17 protein-coding genes are annotated in these 17,032 nt (G+C 62.2%); 14 read left to right on the top strand and 3 right to left on the bottom strand.

The window, feature by feature from the left end; all coding sequences use genetic code 11:
- Positions 1-256 precede the first annotated feature (256 nt).
- The 3 genes from ACTJJN_RS21020 to ACTJJN_RS21010 are packed head-to-tail and all read left to right on the top strand — an operon-like array spanning position 257 to position 3,819.
- On the top strand, positions 257-916 hold the full coding sequence (locus ACTJJN_RS21020) for a paraquat-inducible protein A (RefSeq protein ID WP_012051108.1): 660 nt from the start codon (positions 257-259) through the stop codon (positions 914-916).
- Positions 903-1,526, top strand: coding sequence for a paraquat-inducible protein A (locus ACTJJN_RS21015; RefSeq protein ID WP_012051109.1), 624 nt, complete (start codon positions 903-905; stop codon positions 1,524-1,526). Before ACTJJN_RS21020 ends, ACTJJN_RS21015 begins: the two co-directional genes overlap by 14 nt.
- Positions 1,519-3,819 carry a PqiB family protein gene (locus ACTJJN_RS21010; RefSeq protein ID WP_004577289.1) on the top strand — a complete coding sequence of 767 codons (2,301 nt, stop codon included), beginning with the start codon at positions 1,519-1,521 and terminating at the stop codon, positions 3,817-3,819. The genes ACTJJN_RS21015 and ACTJJN_RS21010 overlap by 8 nt, the downstream gene beginning before the upstream one ends.
- A 235-nt stretch (positions 3,820-4,054) precedes the next feature.
- On the opposite strand, the gene rpsT is transcribed toward ACTJJN_RS21010, so the two are convergent.
- On the bottom strand, positions 4,055-4,333 hold the full coding sequence (gene rpsT, locus ACTJJN_RS21005; protein ID WP_003247625.1) for a 30S ribosomal protein S20: 279 nt from the start codon (positions 4,331-4,333) through the stop codon (positions 4,055-4,057).
- A gap of 250 nt (positions 4,334-4,583) precedes the next feature.
- Between rpsT and murJ the strand changes: the two genes are divergently transcribed.
- From murJ to ispH, 6 genes are all read left to right on the top strand, one after another.
- Positions 4,584-6,122 carry a murein biosynthesis integral membrane protein MurJ gene (gene murJ, locus ACTJJN_RS21000; RefSeq protein WP_012051111.1) on the top strand — a complete coding sequence of 513 codons (1,539 nt, stop codon included), beginning with the start codon at positions 4,584-4,586 and terminating at the stop codon, positions 6,120-6,122.
- Positions 6,123-6,240: 118 nt separating this feature from the next.
- On the top strand, positions 6,241-7,191 hold the full coding sequence (gene ribF / locus ACTJJN_RS20995; protein ID WP_029611809.1) for a bifunctional riboflavin kinase/FAD synthetase: 951 nt from the start codon (positions 6,241-6,243) through the stop codon (positions 7,189-7,191).
- On the top strand, positions 7,188-10,019 hold the full coding sequence (gene ileS, locus ACTJJN_RS20990) for an isoleucine--tRNA ligase (RefSeq protein ID WP_192907586.1): 2,832 nt from the start codon (positions 7,188-7,190) through the stop codon (positions 10,017-10,019). The genes ribF and ileS overlap by 4 nt, the downstream gene beginning before the upstream one ends.
- Positions 10,012-10,527 carry a signal peptidase II gene (gene lspA, locus ACTJJN_RS20985; protein WP_440781588.1) on the top strand — a complete coding sequence of 172 codons (516 nt, stop codon included), beginning with the start codon at positions 10,012-10,014 and terminating at the stop codon, positions 10,525-10,527. Before ileS ends, lspA begins: the two co-directional genes overlap by 8 nt.
- The gene (gene fkpB, locus ACTJJN_RS20980) at positions 10,520-10,957 is read left to right on the top strand and encodes an FKBP-type peptidyl-prolyl cis-trans isomerase (protein WP_003247607.1); all 438 of its coding nucleotides are present in this window, start codon (positions 10,520-10,522) and stop codon (positions 10,955-10,957) included. Before lspA ends, fkpB begins: the two co-directional genes overlap by 8 nt.
- Positions 10,958-10,971: 14 nt before the next feature.
- Positions 10,972-11,919 carry a 4-hydroxy-3-methylbut-2-enyl diphosphate reductase gene (gene ispH, locus ACTJJN_RS20975; protein WP_088513560.1) on the top strand — a complete coding sequence of 316 codons (948 nt, stop codon included), beginning with the start codon at positions 10,972-10,974 and terminating at the stop codon, positions 11,917-11,919.
- A 76-nt stretch (positions 11,920-11,995) separates the two neighbouring features.
- Here the strand turns inward: ispH and ACTJJN_RS20970 are convergent, their stop codons facing one another.
- Complete coding sequence (locus ACTJJN_RS20970; protein ID WP_440781587.1) at positions 11,996-12,478, bottom strand: GspH/FimT family pseudopilin; 483 nt, start codon at positions 12,476-12,478, stop codon at positions 11,996-11,998.
- A gap of 109 nt (positions 12,479-12,587) precedes the next feature.
- Here ACTJJN_RS20970 and ACTJJN_RS20965 point away from each other — a divergent pair, with 109 nt between their 5' ends.
- Genes ACTJJN_RS20965 through thiO form a run of 5 tightly spaced genes read left to right on the top strand, consistent with a single transcriptional unit; the run spans position 12,588 to position 15,409 of the window.
- The gene (locus tag ACTJJN_RS20965) at positions 12,588-12,770 is read left to right on the top strand and encodes a type IV pilus modification PilV family protein (RefSeq protein ID WP_004577285.1); all 183 of its coding nucleotides are present in this window, start codon (positions 12,588-12,590) and stop codon (positions 12,768-12,770) included.
- On the top strand, positions 12,767-13,405 hold the full coding sequence (locus ACTJJN_RS20960) for a PilW family protein (protein ID WP_192907584.1): 639 nt from the start codon (positions 12,767-12,769) through the stop codon (positions 13,403-13,405). Before ACTJJN_RS20965 ends, ACTJJN_RS20960 begins: the two co-directional genes overlap by 4 nt.
- Positions 13,402-13,866, top strand: a complete 465-nt coding sequence (locus tag ACTJJN_RS20955; RefSeq protein ID WP_014859469.1) for a hypothetical protein — start codon at positions 13,402-13,404, stop codon at positions 13,864-13,866. Before ACTJJN_RS20960 ends, ACTJJN_RS20955 begins: the two co-directional genes overlap by 4 nt.
- Before the next feature lies 1 nt (position 13,867).
- The gene (locus ACTJJN_RS20950) at positions 13,868-14,257 is read left to right on the top strand and encodes a type IV pilin protein (RefSeq protein WP_003247577.1); all 390 of its coding nucleotides are present in this window, start codon (positions 13,868-13,870) and stop codon (positions 14,255-14,257) included.
- A gap of 54 nt (positions 14,258-14,311) precedes the next feature.
- Positions 14,312-15,409: a glycine oxidase ThiO gene (gene thiO / locus ACTJJN_RS20945; protein ID WP_014755228.1), complete on the top strand. Its 1,098-nt coding sequence runs from the start codon at positions 14,312-14,314 to the stop codon at positions 15,407-15,409.
- 212 nt (positions 15,410-15,621) lie between these two features.
- On the opposite strand, the gene ACTJJN_RS20940 is transcribed toward thiO, so the two are convergent.
- A complete protein-coding gene (locus tag ACTJJN_RS20940) occupies positions 15,622-17,031 on the bottom strand; it encodes an amidase (RefSeq protein WP_221100752.1) in 1,410 nt (469 codons plus the stop codon).
- Between the last annotated feature and the right edge of the window lies 1 nt (position 17,032).

Raw genomic sequence — 17,032 nt, 5'->3', positions numbered from 1 at the left:
AGGTCATCGTCAAGATTCATTTCGCAAAACCCCTATCTGCGCATGCAGGTAGGGGTTTTGTCTTTGTGGGCAAAAAAACTTGACCTGCTCGAGAGCGGAGATGGCACCGGCTTCGCCGGTGTTCGCGGGTAAACCCGCTCCTACGGGGAAGGGGGCAACGCCAGGCAGGGGCGCATACCCTCCAGGCCAATGTCGCCTCCCACAATTCGAGCCAGAACACTAGAATAGCCACCACGCACCTATTCAGAAGCGCCATATGTCCAATTCTGTCGAACCTGAAACCCTGGACCAGCTGCCGTTGGACGAGCTTGTCGCCTGCCATGAATGTGACCTGCTGCTGCGCAAGCCCGTGCTGCAGCATGATGAGAAAGCCCAATGCCCGCGCTGCGGCTACGAGCTCTATGCCCACCGGCACAATGTGGTCAATCGCAGCCTGGCCTTGGTACTGTCGGCCCTTTTGCTGTTCGTGCCGGCCAATTTCCTGCCGATCATGCAGTTGCACCTGCTTGGTCAGACTTCGGACGATACGGTCTGGAGTGGCGTGCTAGGCCTGTACAACTCGGGAATGCGCGGTGTTGCCGTAGTGGTGTTGCTCTGCAGCATGGTCATTCCGCTGGCGAAACTGCTCTGTCAGCTGGCTGTGCTGTTGAGCATCCGCTTGAACTTCGGGCGTGACTACGGCCTGGTCTTCTACCGCATCTATCACCATCTGCGTGACTGGGGCATGCTCGAGGTCTATTTCATGGGGGTGCTGGTGGCCATCGTCAAGCTGGTGGACCTGGCCGAACTGACCGTGGGCCTTGGGCTGTTCTGTTTCATCAGTCTGTTATTGATCCAGGTGTGGCTCGAGGTGGTGATGTCGCCCCACCAGATCTGGAGTGCGCTATCGGGGGAGGACCTGCATGCGGGCGATTGACGCAGGCATTGTTGTCTGCAATGAGTGTCACGAGCTGAACAGGCAAGAGCCAGACAGCACTTCGCAAACCTGCACACGCTGCGGCGCTGTCGTGCATGCACGCCGGCCGAACAGTATCGTGCGCACCTGGGCGTTGCTGATTGCGGCGTCGATCCTCTACATCCCGGCCAACATACTGCCGATCATGACCGTGAGTACCCTCGGTCAGGGCAGCCCGGACACCATCATGTCCGGCGTCATCACCCTGCTCAAGCATGGCATGGTGCCCATTGCGGCTGTGGTGTTCATTGCCAGTATCCTGGTCCCCACGTTCAAGCTGGTGGGCATCGGCTTGCTGTTGTACTCCGTTCAGCGGCGGCAACCGCTTTCGGCCCGGCAGCGGATATTGATGTACCGCTTCATCGAATTCATTGGGCGCTGGTCCATGCTGGATATCTTCGTCATTGCCATCCTGGTGGCAGTGGTGAATTTTGGCCGAATAGCCAGTGTCGAAGCCAACCTGGGCGCTGTCGCCTTCGCAACTGTGGTGATCCTGACAATGCTTGCCGCTTTAACTTTCGATCCCCGACTGATTTGGGATAACACGGAGTCGGATGACGACCATGAGTGACCTGCCAACGGCTAAAACCCGCCCAGCCTCGAACTGGTCGGCCATCTGGATCCTGCCTTTGATTGCGCTGATGATCGGTGGCTGGCTCGCGTGGCAGGCCTACCGCGACGCTGGCGTGGAAATTGAGGTCCGCTTCGAGTCGGGAGAGGGTATCGTCGCCAACAAGACTGAGGTCATCTACAAAGGCATGCCGGTTGGCAAGGTGAAAAGCCTGGTGCTCGACGCCAAGGGCGACACGCAGGGGGTGATCGCTACCATCGAGATGAACAAGGCTGCCGAGCCCCATCTAACCAAAGGCACGCGTTTCTGGCTGGTGAAGCCGAGTGTCAGCCTGGCTGGTATATCTGGCCTTGAAACACTGGTGTCGGGTAACTACATCGCTGTTAGCCCGGGTGAGGGGGAGCGTACCAAACGCTTTGTGGCATTGAAGGTGGCGCCACCGCTCTCGGATTCTGAACCAGGCCTACACCTGACCCTCAAGGCCGACAGGCTGGGCTCGCTCAACCGTGACAGCCCGGTGTTCTACAAGCAGATTCAGGTTGGCCGGGTGAAAAGCTACCGCCTGTCCGAGGACCAGAGCACCGTAGAGGTGAAAGTCTTCATCGAGCCGGCCTACGCCAGCCTGGTGCGCAAGCACACGCGTTTCTGGAACGCCAGCGGTGTCAGCATCGATGCTTCGCTTTCGGGTGTGAAGGTGCGCAGTGAGTCGTTGTCGAGCATTGTGGCGGGTGGTATCGCCTTCGCCACGCCGGAGTACCGCAAGGACAGCCCGCCCACCGATCCGAGCCTGCCGTTCCGCTTGTACGAGGACTTCGATGCAGCACAGGCGGGTATCCGGGTAAAAGTGAAGCTGAGCGATTATGAAGGCCTGCAGGCGGGTCGCACGCCGGTCATGTACAAGGGTATCCAGGTGGGCTCGCTGAAAGCCCTGAAGATGGAAGACAACCTGGCCAGCGCTTCGGCCGAGCTGACACTCGACCCGCTGACTGAGGACTACCTGGTAGACGGGACGCAGTTCTGGGTAGTCAAACCGTCGATTTCCCTGGCGGGAATCACGGGCCTGGAGGCGCTGGTCAAAGGTAACTACATCGCCATTCGTCCTGGTGAGAAGGGCGCACGGCCAGAGCGTGAGTTCGAGGCGCGTGCCAAGGCGCCGCCGCTCGACCTCAAAGCGCCGGGCCTGCACATGGTGTTGTTCGCCGACACCTTGGGTTCGCTGGAAATCGGCAGCCCGGTGATGTATCGCCAGGTGAAGGTGGGTAGCGTGCAGAGCTATCAGTTCGCCCGTAACAGCAACCGCATCCTGATCGGTGTGCATATCGAGAAGGAGTACGAGAAGCTGGTCAATGGTTCGTCGCGCTTCTGGAACGTCAGTGGGATCACCCTGACCGGCGGCCTGTCGGGCATCAAGATCAAGAGTGAGTCGCTGCAAACACTGATGGCCGGCGGTATTGCGTTCGATACGCCACGGCCCGATGTACCGCTGAAGCGACACATTCCACGCTTCCGCCTGCATGACAGCCAGGAGGCGGTAAACCGTGCGGGTACGTTGATCACCATCCGTGTAGAGCGTGCCGATGGCCTGAAACCGGGCACGGCCATCCGCTTCCGCGGCCTGGATGTGGGCAGCATCGAGAGCGTCGACCTCACCGATGACCTGCAGGCGGTGCTGCTACGGGCGCGCATTACCGAAGCGGCGGATCGTATTGCCCGTGCCGGTACGCAGTTCTGGGTGGTCAAGCCGGCCCTGGGCCTGGTGCGCACTGAAAACCTGGACACCTTGATAGGTGGGCAGTACCTGGAAGTGCAGCCAGCAGCCAAGAACCGTGGGCCACAGCGCGATTTCATCGCCTTGGCCGAAGCACCGCAGGTAGCAGGGCCAGAGGTCGGCCTGCCATTGACGCTCAGTGCGCCACGCCGCGGCTCGATCAAGCCGGGTGTGCCGGTTACCTATCGTGAGGTTACGGTGGGCAAGGTGACAGGCTTCGAGCTGGGCCAGAGCGCTGACCGCGTGCTGATTCATATCCTCATCGAGCCGCGCTATGCCGCCTTGGTGCGCAGCGGTAGCCGCTTCTGGAACAGCAGTGGTTTCGGTTTCGACTGGGGTCTGTTCAAGGGCGCTACAGTGCGTACCGAGTCGGTGGAAACCCTGATCGATGGCGGTATCGCCTTTGCAACGCCAGATGGCGAGCAGATGGGTAACCCGGCACGGCCGCAACAGACCTTTGCCTTGTTCGAAAAGGCCGAGGATGAATGGCTGCAGTGGGCACCGAAGATTCAAATCGCCAAGTGATGTAAAAGTAGGGCCGCCAAACGCGGCCCCGCTTTTTTGTGGGAGCGGCCTTGCGTCGCGAAAGGGGCGCGTAGCGGCCCCTCGGTCTCAGCGCAGAAGCTGAGATTGCCGGGGCTGCTCTGCAGCCCTTTCGCGCCACACAGAGATTGAGTCCCACATGGAGCTGTGCCCGCAAGCATAAATCGCAGGCAACAAAAAACCGACCCTAGGGTCGGTTTTTCGACTAGCGCGTCGCTTAGGCAGCTGCAGCTTCTTTCAGCGCCTTGATGTGGCCATTCAGACGGCCTTTGTGACGAGCAGCCTTGTTCTTGTGGATGATACCCTTGTCGGCCATACGGTCGATTACAGGTACAGCCAGAACGTAAGCGGCTTGCGCTTTTTCGGCGTCTTTTGCGTCGATGGCTTTAACTACATTCTTGATGTAGGTGCGGACCATGGAACGCAGGCTGGCGTTGTGGCTGCGACGCTTCTCAGCCTGTTTTGCACGTTTCTTGGCGGAAGGTGTGTTGGCCACCGTCGAGCTCCTCGAAAGACTTTAGGTAAATAGCAAACAAAATAGGCCGCGAATCATGCCGATCAGTCGAGCGGATGTCAAGGCCACCTGCAAGGTTCCGCCGAGCGGTGCGCCAACAAGCGGGAAAGATTCCTTTCTGCTGCGCGACCTGTACACTCGGGAATTTTTGGCTCCCCTGCGAAGGCGCGGGAGTATCGCACATTCGGACGCTGTCTGGCAGCGTCCTCTGTCATTGGCGTGAATCTTTTCGATGAACCTGCTCAAATCCCTGGCTGCAGTAAGCTCGATCACCATGATTTCGCGGGTGCTGGGCTTTGTTCGCGACACCATCCTGGCCCGCATCTTTGGTGCTGGTGTCGCTACCGATGCCTTCTTCATCGCGTTCAAGCTGCCCAACCTGTTGCGGCGCATCTTCGCCGAAGGCGCATTCTCCCAGGCCTTCGTGCCGATTCTGGCCGAGTACAAGACCCAGCAGGGCGAGGAGGCGACGCGCACCTTCATTGCCTATGTCAGCGGCCTTCTGACCCTGGTGCTGGCCCTGGTGACCGCCATCGGCATCCTCGCTGCACCGTGGGTGGTGTGGGCGACGGCCCCGGGTTTTGTCGACAGCACCGAAAAATACGCGCTGACCACCGACCTGTTGCGGGTGACGTTTCCTTATATATTCCTGATCTCGCTGTCTTCCCTGGCCGGAGCGATCCTCAATACCTGGAACCGCTTTTCGGTGCCGGCCTTCACGCCTACCTTGCTGAACGTGGCGATGATCGCCTTCGCCGTGTTGCTGACGCCGTACTTCAACCCGCCAATCATGGCGTTGGCCTGGGGCGTGCTGGCGGGTGGCCTGGCGCAGTTGCTGTACCAGCTGCCAGCGCTGAAGAAGATCGGCATGCTCGTGCTACCGCGTCTGAACCTCAAGGACACGGGTGTGTGGCGGGTACTGAAGCAGATGCTGCCGGCGATCCTGGGGGTGTCGGTGAGCCAGATCTCGCTGATCATCAACACCATCTTCGCCTCCTTCCTGGTGGCCGGCTCGGTGTCGTGGATGTACTACGCCGACCGCCTCATGGAGCTGCCTTCCGGTGTGTTGGGCGTTGCTCTGGGCACCATCCTGCTGCCGACCCTGGCCAAGACCTACGCCAACAAGGACCGCGAGGAGTACTCACGGATTCTCGACTGGGGCCTGCGCCTGTGCTTCCTGCTGGTGCTGCCCTGCACCCTGGCTTTAGCCATTCTTGCCGAGCCGCTGACCGTTGCGCTGTTTCAATATGGCAAGTTCAGCGCGTTTGATGCGGCCATGACCCAGCGGGCGTTGATCGCCTATTCCGTGGGCTTGCTGGCGATCATTCTGATCAAGGTACTGGCACCTGGCTTCTATGCGCAGCAGAATATTCGCACGCCGGTGAAGATCGCAGTCTTCACCTTGGTCTGCACCCAGCTGTTCAACCTTGCCTTGGTCGGCCCGCTTGCACATGCCGGCCTGGCATTGGCGATCAGCCTCGGTGCTTGCCTGAATGCCGGTTTGCTGTTCTGGAAGCTGCGCAGTCAGCAGCTGTTCGAGCCTCAGCCTGGCTGGGCAGTGTTCCTGCTCAAGCTTGTGTTGGCAGTGACGCTGATGTCGGCAGTATTGCTGGCGGGCATGCACTATATGCCGGCCTGGGAGCAGGGCATTATGCTTGAGCGCTTCCTGCGGCTTGGGGCGCTGATCCTGGCGGGCGTCGTGACGTATTTTGGCTGCCTGTACCTGTGTGGCTTCAGGCCCCGGCATTTCGCTCGCAAGGCCTTGCACTGAGGCTTTTGGCGGGTCAGGCGTCGGTTTTTCGCATTCCACGCCGCCCTTGGGCGCTGCTGCCTGTCACCAGCGCCCGGGTGTGGTTATAATCGGCCACTTTATGAGCAAGAAGCGCGTTATGCAGCTGGTTCGAGGTCTTCACAACCTGCGCCCCGAGCACCGGGGCTGTGTCGCCACCATTGGCAACTTCGACGGGGTTCACCGCGGCCACCAGGCAATCCTGGCGCGCCTGCGCGAGCGCGGTCAGGCCTTGGGCCTGCCGACCTGCGTGGTGATCTTCGAACCGCAACCACGCGAGTACTTCGCACCCGATACCGCGCCAGCGCGCCTGGCCCGGTTGCGCGACAAGATAGAGCTGCTGGCGACCGAAGGTATCGACCGGGTGCTGTGCCTGGCGTTCAACCATCGTCTGAGCAAGCTCAGTGCCGATGCCTTCGTCAAGGCCATCCTGGTCGACGGCCTGGGCGTGCGTCATCTCGAAGTGGGCGATGACTTCCGCTTCGGCTGCGACCGCGCTGGCGACTTCGCTTTCCTGGTCGAGGCCGGCAACGCGTACGGCTTTACCGTCGAGGCCGCCAACACGGTCATCCAGGACGGCCTGCGGGTCAGCAGCACCGAAGTGCGCAAGGCCTTGTCCGAGGGCAACTTCGAGCTGGCCGAACACCTGCTGGGCCGCCCGTACCGCATTACAGGCCGCGTGCTGCACGGCCAGAAGCTGGCCCGCCAGCTCGGCACACCAACCGCCAACATCCAGCTCAAGCGCCGTCGCGTGCCGCTGTCCGGGGTATACCTGGCCAGCATCGTGATCGACGGCAAAGCTTGGCCGGGTGTCGGCAATATCGGCGTGCGCCCCACCGTTGCCGGTGATGGGCGCCCGCACCTGGAGATTCATCTTCTGGACTTTGCCGGCGATCTTTACGGCCGGCGCCTGACGGTGGAGTTCCACCACAAGCTGCGTGAAGAGCAGCGATTCGCCTCCCTGGAGGCGCTGAAGTCGGCGATCGATGCGGATATCGCCGCCGCACGTGCACATTGGCACGCTCAACCGCTAACGAAGAGCCTGAAATGACCGACTACAAAGCCACGCTTAACCTTCCGGACACCGCCTTCCCCATGAAGGCCGGCCTGCCTCAGCGCGAACCGCAGATCCTGCAGCGCTGGGACAGCATTGGCCTGTACCAGAAGCTGCGCGAAATTGGCAAGGATCGTCCCAAGTTCGTCCTGCACGACGGCCCGCCCTATGCCAACGGCAAGATTCACATCGGTCATGCGCTGAACAAGATCCTCAAGGACATGATCGTCCGTTCCAAGACCCTGGCCGGCTTCGATGCGCCGTATGTACCGGGCTGGGACTGCCATGGCCTGCCGATCGAGCACAAGGTCGAGGTTACCCACGGCAAGCACCTCTCCGCCGACCGCACCCGCGAGCTGTGCCGCGAGTACGCTGCCGAGCAGATCGAAGGGCAGAAGACCGAGTTCATCCGCCTGGGCGTGCTGGGTGACTGGGACAACCCATACAAGACCATGAACTTCGCCAACGAGGCCGGTGAAATCCGCGCCCTGGCCGAGATGGTCAAGCAAGGCTTCGTGTTCAAGGGCCTGAAGCCGGTGAACTGGTGCTTTGATTGCGGTTCGGCGCTGGCTGAAGCGGAAGTCGAGTACGCCGACAAGAAGTCGCAGACCATCGACGTGGCCTTCCCGGTTGCCGATGAGGCCAAGCTGGCCGCCGCCTTCGGTCTGGCCTCGCTGACCAAGCCGGCCGCCATCGTGATCTGGACCACCACCCCGTGGACCATCCCGGCCAACCAGGCCCTGAACATCCACCCGGAATTCAAGTACGCCCTGGTCGACACCGGCGAGCGCCTGCTGGTGCTGGCTGAAGAGCTGGTCGAGTCGTGCCTGAAGCGCTACAACCTGGAAGGTTCGGTTGTTGCCACCGCCCAAGGTTCGGCGCTGGAGCTGATCAACTTCCGCCATCCGTTCTACGATCGCCTGTCGCCAATCTACCTGGCCGACTACGTCGAGCTGGGTGCCGGTACCGGCGTGGTGCATTCCTCGCCAGCCTACGGTGAAGACGACTTCGTCACCTGCAAGCGCTACGGCATGGTCAACGACGACATCCTTACCCCGGTGCAGAGCAACGGCGTGTATGTCGAGTCGCTGCCATTCTTCGGCGGCCAGTTCATCTGGAAGGCCAACCCGGCCATCGTCGAGAAACTGAGCGAAGTCGGTGCGCTGATGCACACCGAAACCATCAGCCACAGCTATATGCACTGCTGGCGCCACAAGACCCCGCTGATCTACCGCGCCACCGCGCAGTGGTTCGTGGGCATGGACAAGCAGCCGAGCACCGGCGAGCCGCTGCGTGAGCGTGCGCTGAAAGCCATCGAAGACACCAAGTTCGTCCCGGCCTGGGGCCAGGCGCGCCTGCACGCGATGATCGCCAACCGCCCGGACTGGTGCATCTCGCGTCAGCGCAACTGGGGTGTGCCGATCCCGTTCTTCCTGCACAAGCAGACCGGCGAGCTGCATCCGCGCACTGTCGAACTGATGGAAGAAGTGGCCAAGCGTGTCGAGCAGCAAGGCATCGAGGCCTGGTTCAAGCTGGACGCCGCCGAACTGCTGGGCGCTGAAGCCGATCAGTACGACAAGATCGCTGACACCCTCGACGTGTGGTTCGACTCCGGTACCACCCACTGGCACGTACTGCGTGGCTCGCACGACATCGGCCACGCCACCGGCCCGCGCGCTGACCTGTACCTGGAAGGTTCCGACCAACACCGCGGCTGGTTCCACTCGTCCTTGCTGACCGGTTGCGCCATCGACAACCACGCGCCGTACCGCGAGCTGCTGACCCACGGCTTCACCGTGGACGAGAACGGCCGCAAGATGTCCAAGTCGCTGGGTAACACCATCGAGCCGGAGAAGGTCAACAACACCCTGGGTGCCGATATCCTGCGCCTGTGGGTTTCGGCCACCGACTATTCCGGTGAAATGGCGGTTTCCGAGCAGATCCTGCAGCGCAGCGCCGATGCTTACCGGCGTATCCGTAATACCGCGCGTTTCCTGCTGTCCAACCTGTCCGGCTTCGACCCGGCCCGCGACCTGCTGGCCTCGGAAGACATGCTGGCGCTGGACCGCTGGGCCGTGGACCGCACCCTGCTGCTGCAACGCGAGCTGGAAGAGCACTACAGCGAGTACCGTTTCTGGAACGTCTACTCCAAAGTGCACAACTTCTGCGTACAGGAACTGGGCGGCTTCTACCTCGACATCATCAAGGACCGCCAATACACCACCGGCGCCAACAGTGTCGCCCGCCGTTCCTGCCAGACTGCGCTATACCACATCAGCGAGGCGCTGGTGCGCTGGATCGCGCCGATCCTGGCATTCACTGCCGACGAAATCTGGCAGTACCTGCCGGGCGAGCGCAACGAGTCGGTCATGCTCAACGGCTGGTACCAAGGCCTGAGCGAGCTGCCGGAAGGCACCGAGTTGGACCGCGCCTACTGGGACCGCGTGATGGCAGTGAAGGCATCGGTCAACAAGGAGCTGGAAAACCAGCGCACCGCCAAGGTCATCGGCGGCAACCTGCAAGCCGAAGTGACCCTGTACGCCGACGAAGGCCTGAGTGCCGACCTGGGCAAGCTGGGCGACGAGCTGCGCTTCGTGCTGATCACCTCGGCCGCTAGCGTGGTGCCGTTCGCACAGGCGCCGGCCGAAGCCGTAGCCACCGAAGTCGAAGGCCTCAAGCTGAAAGTGGTCAAGTCCGGCCACGCCAAGTGCGGCCGTTGCTGGCACTTCCGCGCCGATGTCGGCAGCCACCCGGAGCACCCGGAAATCTGCAGCCGTTGTGTCGACAACCTGAGCGGCCAGGGTGAGGTGCGCCACTATGCCTAACCCTGCAGCGGGGCGCTGCGGGCGCCTTGCATGGCTTTGGCTGAGCTTGCTGGTCCTGGTCATCGACCAGACCACCAAGCTGTACTTCAACAACGCCCTGACCATGTACCAGCAGATCGTGGTCATTCCTGACTACTTCAGCTGGACCCTGGCTTACAACACCGGTGCCGCGTTCAGCTTCCTGGCTGATGGTGCAGGTTGGCAGCGCTGGTTGTTCGCCCTGATCGCCGTGGTGGTCAGCGCGGTGCTGGTGGTGTGGCTCAAACGCCTGGGGCGCAACGAGACCTGGCTGGCCGTGGCGCTGGCGCTGGTGCTGGGTGGGGCGATTGGCAACCTGTACGACCGCATCGTGCTGGGCCATGTGGTCGACTTCATCCTGGTGCACTGGCAGAACCGTCATTACTTCCCGGCCTTCAACGTGGCCGACAGCGCCATCACCGTTGGTGCGGTGATGCTGGCGCTGGATATGTTCAAGAGCAAGAAGTCCGAGGATCCGGTCCATGACTGACACCCGTATCGGCCAGAACACCGAAGTCACCCTGCACTTCGCGCTGCACCTGGAAAACGGCGACACCGTCGACAGCACGTTCGATAAAGCCCCGGCCACCTTCAAAGTGGGGGATGGCAACCTGCTGCCGGGTTTTGAAAACGCCCTGTTCGGTTTCAAGGCCGGTGACAAGCGCACCGTGGTGGTTGCCCCGGAGAACGCCTTCGGCCAGCCTAACCCGCAGAACGTGCAGGTCATGCCGAGGTCCAACTTCGAAGGCATGGAGTTGTCCGAAGGGCTGCTGATCATCTTCAACGACGCCGCCAACACCGAGCTGCCGGGTGTGGTCAAAGCGTTCGATGACGACCAGGTCACCATCGACTTCAATCACCCACTGGCTGGCAAGACCCTGACCTTCGAGGTGGAGATCCTCGAGGTGAAGGCCCTGTAAGCCTGGAGCCGAGCATGCAAATCAAACTCGCCAACCCGCGCGGCTTCTGCGCCGGGGTCGACCGGGCGATCGAGATCGTCAACCGCGCGCTGGAAGTCTTCGGCCCGCCGATCTATGTGCGCCACGAAGTGGTGCACAACAAGTTCGTGGTGGAAGACTTGCGTAACCGCGGCGCCATCTTTGTCGAAGAGCTGGACCAGGTGCCGGACGATGTCATCGTCATCTTCAGTGCCCACGGTGTTTCCCAGGCTGTGCGCCAGGAAGCTGCTGGCCGTGGCCTGAAAGTGTTCGATGCTACCTGCCCGCTGGTGACCAAGGTTCACATCGAAGTGGCCAAGTACAGCCGCGATGGCCGTGAGTGCATTCTCATCGGCCACGAAGGGCACCCGGAAGTCGAAGGCACCATGGGCCAGTACGATGCCAGCAACGGCGGCGCCATCTACCTTGTCGAAGACGAGGAAGATGTTGCCAACCTGCAGGTGCGCGACCCGAACCACCTGGCTTTCGTCACCCAGACAACACTGTCGATGGACGACACCAGCCGCGTCATCGATGCGCTGCGTGCGCGCTTCCCGAACATCGGTGGCCCGCGCAAGGACGACATCTGCTACGCCACCCAGAACCGCCAGGACGCCGTCAAGCAACTGGCCGGCGAGAGCGACGTGGTGCTGGTGGTCGGCAGCCCGAACAGTTCCAACTCCAACCGTTTGCGTGAGCTGGCTGAGCGCATGGGCACCCCGGCCTACCTGATCGACGGTGCCGAGGACCTGCAACGCGGCTGGTTTGACCAGGCCGCGCGGATCGGCATCACCGCCGGTGCTTCGGCACCCGAAGTGCTGGTGCGTGGCGTGATCGAACAGCTCAAGGCCTGGGGCGCTACCGGCGCAGAAGAGCTGGACGGGCGCGAAGAGAACATCACCTTTTCAATGCCCAAAGAGCTGCGGGTTCGCTCGCTGATCTAACGGGCTGCACCGCTGCCAATGCAGGGGCTGCTTTGCAGCCCTTGCGCGACTCAAGACTGTTCCTGCAATGACCGCGCTAGCAGCGGTCATTGCTCCGGTCCTCCGTAAGCAACCTGACTCTGCCGCTTGATGCCAGCGCCACTTGATATCGGCTGCGAGCAGCGGCGCGTTCGCACATTTCCAGTGTTGCGCCCAACCAGCTGTTGCCCGACGTCATGGGCACGCCCAGCGCACTGAATTTGAACTGCTCACCGCGATTGCTGGTTATTTTCAGCGGCTTTGAAAGGCGCTGTTCGCGCAGCAGCTGCCGGTTATGCTCCAGCACTACCCGCCACCCATTCCCCCAATTACCGTCCAGCGCCAGCACCAGCACCGGCTGACCCTGCAACAGCGCATGGCTGCGTGCACTGCGCAGCGCCTGCGCCAGATCACGGGCAGCCGCCGCCCGGTGCAGGTCATCGCTCATTCGGGCGTAGGCCGGCATGCCCAGTTGGGTCAGCAAGACCGCCACGGCCAAGGCCGACAACATTTGTATCAGTGTTACGCCGCGTTGCTTCACCGTGCATTCCTCCCTGGACGTGCTTGGCTATAGCTTCCTGGCGGTTGGACAAGAGGTCCAGTCGCCCAAGTTGAAAGCAATGACCGGAAAAGTCGCAGGAGGTGCAGGGATGCACGCAAGGCAAGGGGGCATGACGCTTCTGGAAGTGCTGTTGGCGATCGTGATCGTGGCCGCAGGTCTGTTCGCAACGGCTGCGATGCAATTGCAGGCATTGCAGGCTGCGGACAGCGCGCGCCGGGATGGCCTGGCGGCGATGGCGCTGCACAGCGAACATGAGCGCAGGCGGCGATGAGGCGCTGTCAGGCAGGGTTTGGCTTGCTTGAGATGGTGGTGGCGCTGGCGATCGGATTGATGCTGCTGGCGGCGGCCAGCCAGCTTTTTGTCTCCGCGCACCAGACTTGGCGCCTGCAAAGTACGGCAGTGCGCATGCAGGATTCTGCGCGGCTTGCATTGCTGCGCATGGCGCAGGATATCCGCATGGCCGGGATGTTCGGTTGCCTGCGCCTGAGCCCAGACGACTTTCTGGTCTCCGGCGCGGAGCAGGCCTTTGCCCGGCCCTTGGCGAGCGGCCCGTCAAGTTTGAGCCTGGTCGTCGCTGAGTTACCAGGGTATGCCGGCGACCCCGACTGGACCTTGCTGACAAACTGTATCAACACGGTGGAGGTACACAAGGAGCGCGCGCAAGGTAGCGACACGCTTATGGCTGTGCCTGTCAGCCGGCATCGCTATGCTCACGTTGGAAGTACGCTTTACTTCGAGCGGCGCGGCCGCAATCAGCCCTTGGTCGATCACGTGCGCGAACTGCGTGTGGTGCAGGTGGCTGGAGAGCGGATCGATCTTCAGCTGACATTGTATGAGCCGACCTTGCAGCTTGAGCAGCACCATACGCTGAGCGTGGCATTGCGTAACCCGGTGCCGGCTTCATGAACCGCCAGCGGGGTGTTGTCCTGTTGTTGGCGTTGGTGCTCAGCGTCCTGCTGGGCCTGCTTGCCACATCTGCCCTGCGTGACGCGCTGGTGGAAACACGGATGACCGGCTACCTGAGCGATGGCCTGCTGGCGCTGGAAGAGGCTGAGGCCACTTTGCTGGCCGGGGAGCGCGAACTTGAACGGGCGCCCCCTGACGTTTGTAACGCGTGCCTGCCGCCGCCCAGGCCGCACGATCTGGTTGGGCAGTGGCAAGGTACCCAGACCGGCTTTTTCCAGCTGCAGAACCTGGGTGTCAGCAAACGTGCCGCGCACATGCCCGAAGGGCAGCCGGTTAGCCTGTTCCGGATTACCGCCGTCAGCAAGCAAAGCCGCTCACGGCATGTGCTGGAAGCGGTCTACGCCGTGGCCGGCAATCAAACCCAACGCATCACCTGGCGGCAAAGATTGCGAGGAGACTGACATGCAGCAAGGCTTGAGCCTGATCGAGTTGTTGATTGTGCTGGCCGTGACCGGCATTCTGGCAGCCATTGCCTACCCCAGTTACAGCGACCAGCTTCGGCGAGCCGCGCGCAGCGAAGTGGTTGGCCTGCTGCATGATGCCGCCCTGCGCCTGGAGCGCCACCGCGTGCGCACTGGCCAATACGCCGAGGGCGACCTGGTCTTGCCCGAAGGTACCCGCTACTACAGCCTTCAGGCCCAGCGCGACAGTGACACCTTCACGCTGCGCGCCCGGCGGCTACCGCATGGGCTGATGGCGCAGGATGGCTGTGGCGATTTCCAGCTCGACCAGGCTGGCATGCAGCGCAATCCGGGTGCCGTTGAGCACAGCACGCACTGCTGGGGAAGCTGAAGGTTGAATGATGCCCGGTGCATCGCGGTTTTACTTCAGGTGTTGGATCGACAGATGAGCAAGCAAGTAGTGGTGGTCGGCGGCGGGGTGATCGGCCTGCTGACGGCATTCAACCTGGCAGCCAAGGTCGGCCAGGTGGTGGTGTGCGATCAGGGTGAGGTTGGCCGAGAGTCGTCCTGGGCTGGCGGAGGCATTGTCTCGCCGTTGTACCCGTGGCGCTACAGCGCCGCAGTGACCGCTCTGGCGCATTGGTCGCAGGACTTTTATCCACAGCTGGGCGAGCGTCTGTTCGCCAGCACTGGCGTCGACCCCGAAGTTCACACCACCGGGCTGTACTGGCTCGACCTGGACGACGAGGCTGAAGCGTTGGCCTGGGCCGCGCGCGAGCAGCGGCCGCTGAGTGCCGTGGATATTTCGGCGGCCTACGATGCGGTGCCGGTGCTGGGCCCTGGCTTCAAGCACGCCATCTACATGGCTGGCGTGGCCAATGTGCGCAACCCACGCTTGGTCAAGTCGCTGAAAGCGGCGTTGCTGGCGCTGCCAAACGTGACCTTGCGCGAACACTGCCAGATCACCGGCTTCGTGCAGGAAAAGGGGCGCGTGACCGGTGTACAGACGGCTGATGGCGTACTGGCGGCGGATGAGGTTGTGCTCAGTGCTGGCGCCTGGAGTGGCGACCTGTTGCGTACCCTTGGCCTTGAACTGCCGGTGGAGCCCGTGAAGGGCCAGATGATCCTGTTCAAGTGCGCTGAAGACTTCTTGCCGAGCATGGTGCTGGCCAAGGGACGTTATGCAATCCCGCGACGTGACGGGCACATTCTGGTGGGGAGCACGCTGGAACACGCCGGGTATGACAAGACCCCGACCGGGGATGCGTTGGAAAGTCTGAAGGCATCGGCGGTGGAGTTGTTGCCAGAGCTTGAAGGCGCCACAGTGGTGGCGCACTGGGCGGGACTGCGGCCGGGGTCGCCAGAAGGCATCCCTTACATTGGGCCTGTGCCAGGGCATGAAGGGTTGTGGCTGAATTGTGGGCATTATCGCAATGGGCTGGTGTTGGCGCCGGCTTCGTGCCAGCTGTTTACCGATTTGCTGACAGGGGCCGAGCCGATGATCGACCCGGCGCCGTATGCGCCAGAAGGGCGTTTGGGCTGAGGGCCTCTTCGCGGGTAAACCCGCTCCCACACGAGCGGGTTCACCCGCGAAAGGGCCGCAGAGGCCAATACAGATTTCAGCCAGTAATCGGTGCGTGTAGGAGCGGGTTCACCCGCGAAAGGGCCACAGAGGCCCATACAGATTTCAGCCAGTAATCGGTGCGTGTAGGAGCGGGTTCACCCGCGAAAGGGCCACAGAGCCCCATACAGATTTCAGCCAGTAATCGGTGCTTGCAAGTGCCGGCTCGGATAATGCTGCTCATACACCTTGCACACCCGCAGCACTTGCTCATCGGCAAAGCGCCCGGCCACCACCTGCAGGCCCACCGGCAACCCCTCGCGGGTAAACCCGCAGGGCACCGAGGCTGCCGGCTGTTGGGTCAGGTTGAACGGATAGCTGAACGGCGTCCACTCCATCCATTGCGCCATCCCCGACCCAGGCGGCACGTTGTGTCCGGCTTCGAACGCCACCAACGGCAGCATCGGCGATACCAGCACGTCATATCGCTGATGAAAGGCATTCATCTTCGCAATCAATTCTGCCCGTGCCTCTAGCGCCTGGGTGTATTCGCCAAGGCTGATCTGTGCGCCTTGTTCGGCAATCCAGCGCAGCCCCGGGTCAAGCAACGCTTTCTGCTCATCGCTCAAGGCACTGGCCAACCGCGCCGCACCGGCAAACCACAGGGTATTGAAGGTTTCCAGCGGGTCGCTGAAGCCCGGGTCCACTTCCTCTACCTGCGCACCCAACCGCGCCAGGCGCTGCACCGCTTGCGCCACCAGTGCCTGGATCTGTGGGGCGACCTGCACGTAACCGAAGTTGGCGCTGTAGGCGATGCGTAGCCCACTCAGATCTTGCTGCTGGCTGAGCCAAGGCGCCTGCCGGGGTGCGCCGGCCAAACCGTCGCGGGCATCGGGGCGCGCTACGCAGTCGAGCATCAGCACCGAGTCGTCCACGGTACGCGTCATCGGCCCCAGGTGCGACAGCACGGTCATGGCGCTGGCCGGCCATTGCGGCACATAGCCGAAGGTCGGTTTGATGCCGAAGGTGCCGGTGAAGGCGCAAGGGATGCGAATCGAACCACCGGCATCGCTGCCCTGATGCAGCACCCCCAGGTTCAGCGCGGCGGCTGCCGCAGCACCACCAGACGAACCACCGGCAGTCAGCCTGGTATCCCAAGGGTTGCGGGTAATGCCGTACAGCGGGTTGTCGGTCACGCCTTTCCAGCCGAACTCCGGCGTGGTGGTCTTACCCACCAGCACAGCACCGGCTTCACGCATGAAGGCGCTGAAGGGCGCATCGATTTCCCACGGCCCGGAACCCGAGGTAGTACGCGAGCCTTTGCGGGTGGGCATGCCGCGGGTCAGGGTCAGGTCCTTGATCGAGGCGGGTACGCCATCCAGTCGGCCACAGGGCTCGCCGCGCTGCCAGCGTTGTTCGCTGGCGCGGGCGGCGGCGCGGGCACCTTCGCCGTCGACATGGCAGTAGGCGTTGACCGCCGGGTTATGCAGGTCGATGCGCGCCAGCACATCGTCGACCACCTCGACGGGTGACAACTGGCGGCGCTGGTACAGTTCGAGCAGTTCTACGGCGGTGAGTTCGCCAATCGCGGTTTTCTGGGGCATT

Source organism: Pseudomonas sp. 22515 (assembly GCF_052044625.1).
In the GTDB taxonomy this organism is placed as follows: Bacteria; Pseudomonadota; Gammaproteobacteria; order Pseudomonadales; family Pseudomonadaceae; genus Aquipseudomonas; species Aquipseudomonas alloputida.
The sequence above is the reverse complement of the archived record's forward strand: the minus strand, read 5'-3'. Positions and strand labels throughout refer to the sequence as shown.

Bases quoted from the DNA above. Each gene is read 5' to 3' on its own strand.
- fkpB (WP_003247607.1), top strand. From the start codon at position 10,520: ATGACTGACACCCGTATCGGCCAGAACACCGAAGTCACCCTGCACTTC.
- murJ (WP_012051111.1), top strand. From the start codon at position 4,584: ATGAACCTGCTCAAATCCCTGGCTGCAGTAAGCTCGATCACCATGATT.
- ACTJJN_RS21010 (WP_004577289.1), top strand. From the start codon at position 1,519: ATGAGTGACCTGCCAACGGCTAAAACCCGCCCAGCCTCGAACTGGTCG.
- ileS (WP_192907586.1), top strand. From the start codon at position 7,188: ATGACCGACTACAAAGCCACGCTTAACCTTCCGGACACCGCCTTCCCC.
- ACTJJN_RS20965 (WP_004577285.1), top strand. From the start codon at position 12,588: ATGCACGCAAGGCAAGGGGGCATGACGCTTCTGGAAGTGCTGTTGGCG.
- ACTJJN_RS21020 (WP_012051108.1), top strand. From the start codon at position 257: ATGTCCAATTCTGTCGAACCTGAAACCCTGGACCAGCTGCCGTTGGAC.
- ACTJJN_RS20940 (WP_221100752.1), bottom strand. From the start codon at position 17,031: ATGCCCCAGAAAACCGCGATTGGCGAACTCACCGCCGTAGAACTGCTC.
- ispH (WP_088513560.1), top strand. From the start codon at position 10,972: ATGCAAATCAAACTCGCCAACCCGCGCGGCTTCTGCGCCGGGGTCGAC.
- ribF (WP_029611809.1), top strand. From the start codon at position 6,241: ATGCAGCTGGTTCGAGGTCTTCACAACCTGCGCCCCGAGCACCGGGGC.
- ACTJJN_RS20955 (WP_014859469.1), top strand. From the start codon at position 13,402: ATGAACCGCCAGCGGGGTGTTGTCCTGTTGTTGGCGTTGGTGCTCAGC.
- ACTJJN_RS20950 (WP_003247577.1), top strand. From the start codon at position 13,868: ATGCAGCAAGGCTTGAGCCTGATCGAGTTGTTGATTGTGCTGGCCGTG.
- thiO (WP_014755228.1), top strand. From the start codon at position 14,312: ATGAGCAAGCAAGTAGTGGTGGTCGGCGGCGGGGTGATCGGCCTGCTG.
- ACTJJN_RS20960 (WP_192907584.1), top strand. From the start codon at position 12,767: ATGAGGCGCTGTCAGGCAGGGTTTGGCTTGCTTGAGATGGTGGTGGCG.
- lspA (WP_440781588.1), top strand. From the start codon at position 10,012: ATGCCTAACCCTGCAGCGGGGCGCTGCGGGCGCCTTGCATGGCTTTGG.
- ACTJJN_RS21015 (WP_012051109.1), top strand. From the start codon at position 903: ATGCGGGCGATTGACGCAGGCATTGTTGTCTGCAATGAGTGTCACGAG.